This window comes from uncultured Amnibacterium sp. (genome assembly GCF_964245895.1).
Classification (GTDB): Bacteria; Actinomycetota; Actinomycetes; order Actinomycetales; family Microbacteriaceae; genus Amnibacterium.
In genome coordinates this window covers 1-9,910 of sequence record NZ_CAXTOQ010000132.1, presented here as the reverse complement: position 1 = coordinate 9,910, position 9,910 = coordinate 1, and the positions used below count along the sequence as shown (strand labels likewise).

The window sequence follows — 9,910 nt, the reverse complement described above, 5'->3', positions numbered from 1 at the left end:
CACGGCGACGGCGAGCAGGGAACGGGTGTATCGGCGCATCGGCGCGGATTCTGGCCCTGCCACCTTCGTGAAGGCTGACGGTCTTTCGTCAGCCGGAAGGCGAGAGGTCGGGATCCGGCGCGAAGGCGGCCGTGATGCCGTCGTCGGTCGCGTCGATCGACTCCGTCGCGTAGTCGCCCTGCAGGTCGGACAGGAAGCGCAGCAGCACGCCGGTCCTGCTGCCGTCGGCCGGCACGCCCCGGCCGTCGATCTCGCTGATGGTGACGGTGGTCAGCACGCCGGAGTCGTCGCCCTTCGCGAGCCCGAACCCGGCGACGGCGATGCGGTGCTGGGTCACGAACTGCGCGAGCACCACCGCGATCCTGCTGTCGACCGCGCCGGCGAGCAGGTGCGCCCGGCCGGGGCCGTCGACCTCGATGCGCGGGTTCTCCGCGAGCTGGCGGCCGACGGTCCGCCGCAGCGCCGCCGCGGCCCGGCCGGCCGCGCTGGTCGGCGGCCGGACGACCGGGCCGGTCGGCGGCGCCTCCACCGCCCGCACCGCCATGGCGGTCGCTCCGGTGCCGAAGGCGGCGACCTCGAGGGAGCGGTCCAGCACCCGGTCGGCCGCGCCGGAGCGGTCGGGCGGCAGCGAGTCGTCGGTGACGACGTAGTCGGCGTCCCGCCAGGGCACCGAGCTCGCGACCGCCGTCGCCCCCTCCCGCGCGGCCCACCAGCCGACGTCCGCCCGGCTCGACGCCGCCAGGTCGGGCCACGCGCCGAGCCCGACGAGCACGGTCTGCCCGGCGGGCACGCTGGTGCCGACCCACCGCTCGGCCCGCGCGATCGGCTGGTCGGCGCCGCGGACCAGCCCGCCCAGCCCGACGAGCCACCCGACGACGGCGACCACGAGCACGGCGCCGATCCCGGTCAGCCAGCCGGAGCCGAGCACGCTGCGGACGAACAGCGGATGGCGCAGCTGCGTGAGGCCGACGTCCGCCGATCGCGCCACGACCGCCGCGACCGCCGGCAGCAGCAGCACGAGCGACGTCGTGGCGTCCGCGCCGAGCGGCCAGACCGCGACCGCGGCGAGCACGGCGACGAGGACGAGGACCGGCACCTCCCGGGGCCCGATCGCGACGATGCCGCAGGCGAGGACCGCGACGACGAGCAGCAGCGGATCGATCGCCAGCCAGTGCGCGAACCCCGCTGCGCCGATCGACGCCACCGGGCCCTGGGCCGCGACGAGGGCCTCGAGGGACGCCGTCGCGCTCGTGCGGGGCAGCGCCGCTGCCGCGGCCGCGGCGCCCGCGAGCGCCGCCGCCGCACCGCCGAAGCCGACCCCCAGCGCGACGAGCCTCCACCGGGCGGCCGCGTCCCGGCGCCGTCGCTCGCGCAGCAGCCGCAGGACCAGCAGCACGCCGAGCGGCAGGACGGCCGCCAGCAGCACCGGTGCGGAGGCGGCGGCGATCGCGGCCGCGATTCCGCTGCCGACGAGGGCGACGGGCCGCGGCCGCCCGAGCGCGAGCGGTGCCGCGAGGAGCAGCCAGACCACGCCGACCGCCGTCCCGGAGACCGCGGCGTGGGTGTCGATCGCGATCGGGGCGATGCCGAGGACCGCCGCACCGAGGCCCGCCGCCACGCCTCCGACGCCGAGCCGGCGCAGCGCCCACCACAGCAGCCCCACCTGCAGCACCGCGATCAGGAGCATCGCCCCGTGGGCTGCGGCGAGCACGCTCTGCGCCTGCCCGCCCTGCAGCAGGCGGATCAGCAGGCCCAGCTGCGCCCGGCCGAGCGTCGGCGCGGTCAGCCACGAGGTGGTCCCTGCCAGCGCGCCCGGCTGCGTGGCGACCCAGGCGGCGGCGAGGTCGAAGCGCGCGGCGCCGGTCGGCACCCGCTGCGCGACGGGGCTGAAGGCCTGCACCACGACGGTCGCCGCGATCACCGGCAGCAGCGAGACGACCGGCAGCAGGACCGCCGCCGGGCCGGCCGGGCGCGGCACCGCGAACCGGGACGCGGAGCGGTGCCGGGAGCGGTCCCGCCTCCCGGGGTCGTCCACGAGCGTCACGTCTCGGTGTCGGCGAGGCGCTCGCGATCCGCCGGCCGCTCCAGCAGCGCGGCCGGCAGCACGGCGCCGCGGCCGAACCGGAGCGCCGCGAGATCGGCCGCGGTCTCCGCGCCCCGCCACTGCTCCTGGTCGCTCCAGAGGCCGAGCAGCTCGTCCTCGGCCCGCAGCAGCTGCTCGCCCCGCGTGCCGAGCAGGCGCACGGCCCGGCCGCGCAGGTCGGCGGCGTCGAGCAGCGCGACGGTCTCCTCGTGGATGCGCCGGGCGAGATCCGTCGCCTCCGGCACGGTGTGCGAGCGCGTGATGGTCGTGAAGTCGGCGAACCGCACCTTCAGCGAGATCGTGCGCGCCCGGTAGCCGGCCTTGCGCAGGCGGACGGCGACGCGGTCGGCCTGGTCGAGCAGCTCCCGCTTCAGCGCCCCGACGTCGCGGATGTCCGTGCCGAAGGTGTTCTCGTGACCGATGCTCTTGTCGATGCGGCTCGTCGACACGTGGCGCACGTCGCGCCCCCAGGCGAGGTCGTGCAGCTTCCCGCCGGCGGCCTGGCCGACCCAGCCCTCGAGCACGTGCCTGGGCGTCTCCGCGAGGTCCTTCACCGTGCGGATCCCGCGGCGCTCGAGCGACTCGGCCGTCGCGGGACCGACCCCCCAGATCGCGCCGATGGGCAGCGGGTGGAGGAAGTCGATCGTCCGCTCCGGCGGCACCACGAGCAGCCCGTCGGGCTTCGACCGGGTGGAGGCGAGCTTCGCGATGAACTTCGTCGCCCCCGCTCCGATGCTGCAGGTGAGGCCGGTCTCCTTCAGCACCCGGGCGCGCAGGTCGGCGGCGATCGTCGCGGGCGGACCGAAGAGGCGCACCGCGCCGGCGACGTCGAGGAACGCCTCGTCGATGGAGAGCGGCTCGACGATCGGCGTGACGTCGCGGAAGATCCGCATCACCTCCGCCGACGCGTCGCGGTACTTCTCGTAGTGCGGGTGCAGCACCACGGCGTTCGGGCACAGGCGCAGCGCCCTGCCGACCGGCATCGCGGAGCGGATGCCGAACCGGCGCGCCGCGTAGTTCGCCGAGCTGACGATGCCGCGGCCGCCCTCGTGCCCGATGATCACTGGCCGGTGCACGAGCTCCGGATGGTCCAGCAGCTCGACGGAGGCGAAGAACGCGTCCATGTCGACGTGCAGGACCGTGGCGCGCGAGCTGTCGACGTCGTCGGCGGAGACCTGCCGCTCCCCCTGCCCGCCCTTCGCCACCACGGCGCCATCCTCCCAGCAGCCGCCGACCTCCCGCGCCCCCACCTCCCGCGCCCACGACCTCCCGTGCCGCCGACCTCCCGCGCCCCCGATCTCATGCGCTCCCGAGGGCTCCTCCGGGTGCGTGCCCGCGCCTCCGCCCCGGCCCCGCCCCGGCCCCGGGAGCTCCTCGAGCACGACGGCAGGAAGAATCTCCTTCGGCAGGAAGAATGCGGCTCGGATTTCCTGCTGATGCGCGTTCTTCCTGCCGAAGCACTGGAGAACTCCTGCCGAAGCGCGTTCTTCCTGCCGAAGCACTCGAGAACTCCTGCCGATGCACGTTCTTCCTGCCGAAGCACTCGAGAACTCCTGCCGAAGCGCGTTCTTCCTGCCGAAGCACTCGGGGTTCCCGCCCGGATCGGCGGAGGTGGCGCGAAAGAGCCGTCCGGCCCGCGGCTTCGCTGCGGGAATCGATCACTCCGGCGCGAGGCGTTCACTGCGGCGGCCGACGGGCGCCGCTGCGGGAGGCGGTGCGCGGCGCAGGAGGGGCTCAGCCCGGAGGGCGCAGCGGCTTGACCATCTCCAGCTCGAGCGACGGCGGGTCGAGCGGGTACGGCGCGGTCCTGCCGGTCATCACGAAGCCGCGGCGCCGGTACGCCTCCACGGCCCTGCCGTTCAGCTCGTTGACCTCGAGCCGCAGCTGGTCGCCGTGCCGCGCACCCCACCGCTCGATGCCGGCGAGCAGCGCGTCCGTGACCCCGGCTCCCTGGCCGCGGGCGTCGGGCGCGACGTAGACCGCGACGAGGGTCGGCACGCCCTCGGCGATGATGCCGGTCATCGTGCCCAGCCACCGGCCGTCGTCCGCCTCGGCGACGAGCTGCACGCGGTCCGGCCCGCCGCGGGCGCGGTGCCTCCAGTGCGACACCGGGTGCGCCTCCGCGGTCTCGAGCGTCTCCAGGTAGGCGATCGGCGTGTCCGCGAGCATCTCGAGCCGCAGCGCGCGGAGGCGCACCCAGTCCTGCTCCTCCACCTCCCGCACGGCGAACGCCGTCATCGCAGCGCCCCCTCGCGCAGCGCGCCGGCGAGCGCCCGCTCCTCCGCCGGGATCCGGAACCGCAGCAGCAGCACCGCGTTCAGCACCGTGAAGACGAGCGCGGTGCCCCACGCGGAGGCGATCAGCGGCAGCGCGATCCCCTCCACGACGACCGCGACGTAGTTCGGGTGCGGCAGCACGCGGTACGGCCCGCGCCGCACCAGCGGCAGCCCCGGTACGACGAGGATCCGCGTGTTCCAGCGCGGCCCGAGCGTGCGGATGCACCACCAGCGCAGCGCCTGCGACGCGAGCGCCAGCACCGCGGCCGGCACGGCGATCGCGGCGACGAACGGCCTGCCCGCCAGCAGCGGCTCGAGCGCGCAGGCCAGCAGCAGCACGGTGTGCAGCGCCACCATCGGCGGGAAGTGGCCTCGCCCGGACTCCCGGCCGCCTCGCGAAAGCGCCCACCGCGCGTTCCTGGCCGACACCGCGAGCTCCGCGAACCGCTCCACGACCGTGCCCGCGAGCAGCACGAGGTAGAGGGAGTACGCCGCCCACCAGCCCGCGCTCCCGGCGAGCAGCTGCGCGCTCACGCCGCGGCCAGGGCTTCCACGGGCTCCGGCCACCGCAGCAGCACGAACTCCGCGCTCACCCCCGGGCCGAGCGCGAACAGCAGCGCACGCTCCTCCGGGTGGTGCGCCGCCCGCAGCTCGTCCGCGAGCACGTGCAGGACGCTGGAGGAGGAGAGGTTGCCGACCGCCGCCATGGACGCCCAACTGCGGTCGAGCGCGCCGGCGGGCAGCGCGAGCCCGCGCTGGAACGCCTCGAGCACCTTCGGGCCGCCCGGGTGCGCGATCCAGGTGCCGACGTCGTGGAGGCCGAGGCCCTGATCGGCGAGGAAGGAGGCGGCGTCGGCGGGGAAGTTCGCGTCGATGACCTCGACCACGCCGGCGGTGAGGATCACCCGGAAGCCGGTCTCGCTGGGTCGGAACCCGATCACGTCGCCGCTGTCGGGGTAGAGGCGGCTGCGGCTCGCGACCACGTCCGGTCCGGTGATCCCGTCGCGGTCCGCACGCGCCGCGCCGACCATCACGACCGCGGCGGCGCCGTCGCCGAACAGCCCGCTGGCGACGAGGTTGTCCATCGAGTCGTCGTCCTTCTGCACCGTCAGCGAGCACAGCTCGACGGAGACCAGCAGCGCGACGCCGTCCGGATGGCCCTCGAGGTAGTCGTGCACCCGCGCGATGCCGCTGGCGCCCGCGACGCAGCCGAGGCCGAACATCGGCATGCGCTTGACGTCCTTCCGCATGCCCAGCCGCGGCACGAGCAGCGCGTCGACGCTCGGCGCCGAGATGCCGGTGACGGAGGTGAAGACGATCAGATCGACCGCGTCGGCGCCGAGCCCCGCGCGCGCCAGCGCCTCCCGCGCCGCCGCCTCCGCCAGCCGGGTCGCCTCCGCCACGAAGCGGTCGTTCGTCTGCCCGAAGGTCAGCGCGTCCCGGTACTCCTCGAGCGGCAGCACCAGGTGCCGGGTGCGCACCTTCGAGGACGCGTGCATCCGCCGCAGCAGCGCCTGACGACCCGGGTTCGTGGCGACCATCGGCGCGAGCATGTCGGTGATGGCCTGCTGCGAGTAGGTGTGCTCGGGCAGGGCCGTCGCGACGGCGGCGATGCGGGACACCTGCCGAACCGTACCCGCGAAACCGCCGGGCCCGGCGTGCACCGGGGCGACCCACGGGCTCACTAGTCTCCGCTCGTGCCGATCATCGACAACGCCGTCTACGTGGACGGCAAGCGCACGCCCGACCCGGCGAACCTCGAGGAGACGTTCGACCTCGTCCGGGCGAGGAAGGGCTTCGGCTGGATCGGCCTGTACCGGCCCGACCCGGCCGAGCTGCAGTCGGTGGCGAAGGAGTTCGCTCTGCACCCCCTCGCCGTGGAGGACGCGCTGGAGGGGCACCAGCGCGCGAAGATCGAGCGCTACGGCGGGGACCGCTTCGTCGTCCTGCGCCCTGCTCGGTACATGGACGCGGAGGAGCGGGTCGAGTTCGGCGAGGTCGACCTGTTCCTCGGGCCGGACTTCGTGGTCGTCGTGCGGCACGCGGAGGCGCCCGACCTGAAGGCGGTGCGCGCGCGGCTGGAGTCGGAGCCGAAGCTGCTCGCCGCCGGCCCGCTCGCGGTCCTCTACACGGTGGCCGACCGGGTCGTCGACGACTACGGGCCGGTCGTGAACGGGCTCGAGAACGACATCGACGAGATCGAGGACCAGCTGTTCGCCGGCGACCACACCGTGTCGCAGCGCATCTACGAGCTGACGCGGGAGGTCATCACCTTCCAGCGCGCGATCGCGCCGCTCACGGCGATGCTGGAGCAGGTGCGGACGGAGCTCGACGGGCAGGAGGACCTGATCGAGGTCCGCCGCGGACTCCGCGACGTCCTGGATCACGTCACCCGGATCCAGGAGCGCGCTGACGGCTTCCGCGTGCTGCTGCAGAACGCGCTGACCGTCAACGCCACGCTCGTCGGGCAGCGGCAGAACGACCAGATCGAGCAGCTGAGCCGGGACAGCTTCGAGCAGGGCAACCAGGTGAAGAAGGTCTCGTCCTGGGCGGCCATCGGCTTCTTCCCGGCCAGCCTCGCGTCGATCTGGGGCATGAACTTCCACTACATGCCCGAGCTCGACTGGCCGTTCGGCTACCCGCTGGCGCTGCTCGCGATGATCACGCTGGGCGTACTGCTCTACCTCGGGTTCAAGCGCCGCAACTGGCTCTGACGTCCTTCGTGGACCCGGGGATCCGCGCGCGGAGCGCCGCAGATCCCCGGATCCACGAGGGATCAGTCGACCAGCGCTGCGTCGAGGGTGATGTCGACGCCGGTGAGCGCCTTGCTCACAGGGCAGCCGACCTTCGCGGCCTCGGCCGCCTTCGTGAAGCCGGCGGCGTCGAGCCCCTCGACCTCGCCGCGCACCGTGAGCGCGATCCCGGTCAGCCGGAACCCGCCCGCGCTGTCCGGGCCGAGCGAGACGTCGGCCTTGACGTCCAGCGACACCGGGGTGCCGCCCGCCTCCGCGATCTCCGCCGACAGCTGCATGGCGTAGCAGGACGAGTGCGCGGCCGCGATCAGCTCCTCCGGGCTGGTCGAGCCGCCCGCGTCGTCCGCGGCGCGGCGCGGGAAGGACACGTCGTAGGTGCCGACCTTCGAGCTGCTCAGCTCGACCTGGCCGCTGCCGTCCTGCAGCCCGCCGTCCCAGGCGGTGCGAGCGGTGCGAGTGGGCATGGATGCTCCTTCCGAGCGGATGGGCCGGTCCGGCCCCGATCCACGCTAGGACGCCGCGCCTGAGCGTCCGGCCGCCCCGGAGCCCGCCAGCGCGCGGAGGCGGATCCGCGCCTGGCCGGGCGCGGCGGCCTCGCCGAGCAGCCGCGAGGTCGACGCCAGCACCGCGCGTGTCGCGGCCTCCTGCACGGGCCGGGCGGGGCGCAGGCCGAGCAGCGCGACCGTCGGCGGCGGCAGCGTGGCGACGGCGCCGGTGAACAGCGCCGGGTAGGTCGGCTTCAGCAGCGCGGGCAGCGGCGGACGGCGGATGAACCGGACCGCCTCCCGCACGCGGTCGTCCGAGCGGAGGACGCCCGCCTCGCGGATCGCGGTCAGCCGCTCGTCGAGCTGCCGCACGCTGCGCGGCGGGTCCGGCACGCCCATCAGCTCGCCCGCGACAGCCCAGTCCCGGACGTACGCGTCGGAGCCGCCCGGCACCGGCCGGCCCGCGTAGCGCTCGAAGGCGCGCAGGAACGAGTCCGTGAAGGCGAGGTGCACCCAGGACACGAGGTCCGCGTCCTGCGCGGCGTACGCGACGGCACGACCGTCGCCGGTCGTGTACGTGCCGGTGACGCGCTCGTGCAGCCGGCGCACCCACGTGCTCGCCGCCTCCGCCTGCGCCCGGCTGCCGTAGGTGACCGTGGTGATCCAGCGGATCGTGCCGTTCAGCCGGCCGAGCGGGTCCTCCCGGTAGCGGGAGTGGTCGTGCACCCCCGCCATCGCGCCGGGGTGCAGCGCCTGCAGCAGCAGCGCCCGAGGTCCCGCGACGAGCGTCGCGATGTCGCGGTGCACCTCCCACGCGGCGCTGCCCTCCGCGAAGTACCCGGGATCCGTGCCGCGCGAGAGCTCCTGCGTCCACTCGGGGACGCCGGTCGGCTGCCCCGACAGCACCTGCAGCACGCGTCGGCGCAGCGGAGCGGTCAGCAGCATGCGGCGATCCTGCCCGGCACGGCGGGGGCGGCCGGCCCGGCCGGACCGGACGCTCTGCGGATCCTCAGCAGGCGGGGCCGGTCAGAAGTCGCCGCCGAAGTCCCCGAAGTCGCCGAGGCCGCCGCCGATGTCCCCGAACCCGTCGCCGACGTCCGTCACGCCGCCGCTCACGTCGGAGGCGAGGTCGCCGATCCCGGGCAGCACCATGTCGGCGATGGCTGAGCCGATCACGACGCCGGCGACGGTGCCGAGCAGGGAGCCGCCGATCATCGTGCCGAGACCGGGGCCGCGTCCCGCCCCGCCGCCCCCGGACCCGAGCGTGCGCTCGAGGAAGCCCGGCTGCCGCAGCTCGGAGCGGGTGGCGCTGCGGGCGAGGGTGCGAGGATCGTCGGACGCCGGCCGGTCCGCTGCGGCCGCGTTCTGCGACAGCTCCTCGAAGACCAGCGCGCGCTGCTGCGGGGTCAGCTTGGCGAACGCCTCCGCGTGGACCTCCTCGACCGCGTCGGGCGGCGCCGTCCGCAGCAGGTACCGGTACCGGTCGACCGCGATGTCGTCGTCCGACCGCGGCCGCTGCACCGGGGTCGTGCCCGTCGAGGTCGATCGGAACTCGGAGTACCCGCCGCGCGGCGCGGCGTTCCGCGACGTGTCCTCGTCGCCCAGATAGCTCTTCAGTCGGTCCAGCAGACCCATGGCGTCGTCCCTCCTCGGCCGGTTGGAAAGGACCGTACGGGGCGCACCCGCGGAGCGACGAGGAGGCGGCTTTGCATCGGCCATGAGCGGCCCGAGTGCAGCGCACGCTCAGCGTCCGCGCGGCCCGTGCCCGAGGAGCGCTCCGTACGCTCACCCGATCGACCGGGAGGACAAGCCATGACCAGGTTCGGGTACACCCTGATGACCGAGCAGAGCGGGCCGAAGGACATCGTGCGCTACGGCGTGCAGGCGGAGGAGGTCGGCTTCGACTTCGCGGTGTCGAGCGACCACTACTCGCCGTGGCTGACGGAGCAGGGGCACGCGGGCAACGCGTGGACGATGCTCGGCGCCGTCGCGCACGCCACGCAGCGCATGGAGCTGATGACGTACGTGACCTGCCCGACGATCCGGTACCACCCGGCCGTCGTCGCCCAGCAGGCGGCGACGCTGCAGATCCTGGCGGACGGCCGCTTCATGCTCGGCCTCGGCTCCGGCGAGAACCTGAACGAGCACGTCGTCGGCGAGGGCTGGCCGCCGGTCGCCCAGCGCCAGGACATGCTCGAGGAGGCGGTGCAGATCATCCGCGCGCTGCACACCGGCGAGCTCACGACCTGGGACGGCGACTGGTTCCGCGTCGACTCGGCCCGGATCTGGGACGTGCCGGAGGGCGGTGTCCCG

At 74.7% G+C, this 9,910-nt stretch carries 10 protein-coding genes; 2 read left to right on the top strand and 8 right to left on the bottom strand.

The window, feature by feature from the left end; all coding sequences use genetic code 11:
- Window positions 1–88 precede the first annotated feature (88 nt).
- The 5 genes from ACFE60_RS14875 to ACFE60_RS14855 form a co-directional block, all read right to left on the bottom strand.
- Window positions 89–2,044 (bottom strand): hypothetical protein, encoded by a 1,956-nt coding sequence (locus ACFE60_RS14875; protein WP_375389644.1) that lies wholly within the window; start codon window positions 2,042–2,044, stop codon window positions 89–91.
- Complete coding sequence (dinB, locus tag ACFE60_RS14870; protein ID WP_375389645.1) at window positions 2,041–3,288, bottom strand: DNA polymerase IV; 1,248 nt, start codon at window positions 3,286–3,288, stop codon at window positions 2,041–2,043. The genes ACFE60_RS14875 and dinB overlap by 4 nt, the downstream gene beginning before the upstream one ends.
- A 529-nt stretch (window positions 3,289–3,817) precedes the next feature.
- On the bottom strand, window positions 3,818–4,321 hold the full coding sequence (locus tag ACFE60_RS14865; protein ID WP_375389643.1) for a GNAT family N-acetyltransferase: 504 nt from the start codon (window positions 4,319–4,321) through the stop codon (window positions 3,818–3,820).
- On the bottom strand, window positions 4,318–4,893 hold the full coding sequence (locus ACFE60_RS14860) for an isoprenylcysteine carboxyl methyltransferase family protein (protein ID WP_375389642.1): 576 nt from the start codon (window positions 4,891–4,893) through the stop codon (window positions 4,318–4,320). The genes ACFE60_RS14865 and ACFE60_RS14860 overlap by 4 nt, the downstream gene beginning before the upstream one ends.
- The gene (locus ACFE60_RS14855) at window positions 4,890–5,981 is read right to left on the bottom strand and encodes a type III polyketide synthase (protein WP_375389641.1); all 1,092 of its coding nucleotides are present in this window, start codon (window positions 5,979–5,981) and stop codon (window positions 4,890–4,892) included. The genes ACFE60_RS14860 and ACFE60_RS14855 overlap by 4 nt, the downstream gene beginning before the upstream one ends.
- A 75-nt stretch (window positions 5,982–6,056) precedes the next feature.
- On the opposite strand from ACFE60_RS14855, the gene ACFE60_RS14850 reads away from it, so the two are divergent.
- Window positions 6,057–7,073 (top strand): magnesium and cobalt transport protein CorA, encoded by a 1,017-nt coding sequence (locus ACFE60_RS14850; protein WP_375389640.1) that lies wholly within the window; start codon window positions 6,057–6,059, stop codon window positions 7,071–7,073.
- A gap of 62 nt (window positions 7,074–7,135) precedes the next feature.
- On the opposite strand, the gene ACFE60_RS14845 is transcribed toward ACFE60_RS14850, so the two are convergent.
- From ACFE60_RS14845 to ACFE60_RS14835, 3 genes are all read right to left on the bottom strand, one after another.
- Window positions 7,136–7,576 carry an OsmC family protein gene (locus ACFE60_RS14845; RefSeq protein WP_375389639.1) on the bottom strand — a complete coding sequence of 147 codons (441 nt, stop codon included), beginning with the start codon at window positions 7,574–7,576 and terminating at the stop codon, window positions 7,136–7,138.
- A 45-nt stretch (window positions 7,577–7,621) separates the two neighbouring features.
- The gene (locus tag ACFE60_RS14840; protein ID WP_375389638.1) at window positions 7,622–8,542 is read right to left on the bottom strand and encodes an oxygenase MpaB family protein; all 921 of its coding nucleotides are present in this window, start codon (window positions 8,540–8,542) and stop codon (window positions 7,622–7,624) included.
- Window positions 8,543–8,623: 81 nt separating this feature from the next.
- Window positions 8,624–9,232 (bottom strand): hypothetical protein, encoded by a 609-nt coding sequence (locus ACFE60_RS14835; RefSeq protein ID WP_375389637.1) that lies wholly within the window; start codon window positions 9,230–9,232, stop codon window positions 8,624–8,626.
- A gap of 177 nt (window positions 9,233–9,409) precedes the next feature.
- On the opposite strand from ACFE60_RS14835, the gene ACFE60_RS14830 reads away from it, so the two are divergent.
- Window positions 9,410–9,910: TIGR03557 family F420-dependent LLM class oxidoreductase (locus ACFE60_RS14830; protein ID WP_375389636.1), on the top strand; the 501-nt coding region annotated here is incomplete at its 3' end.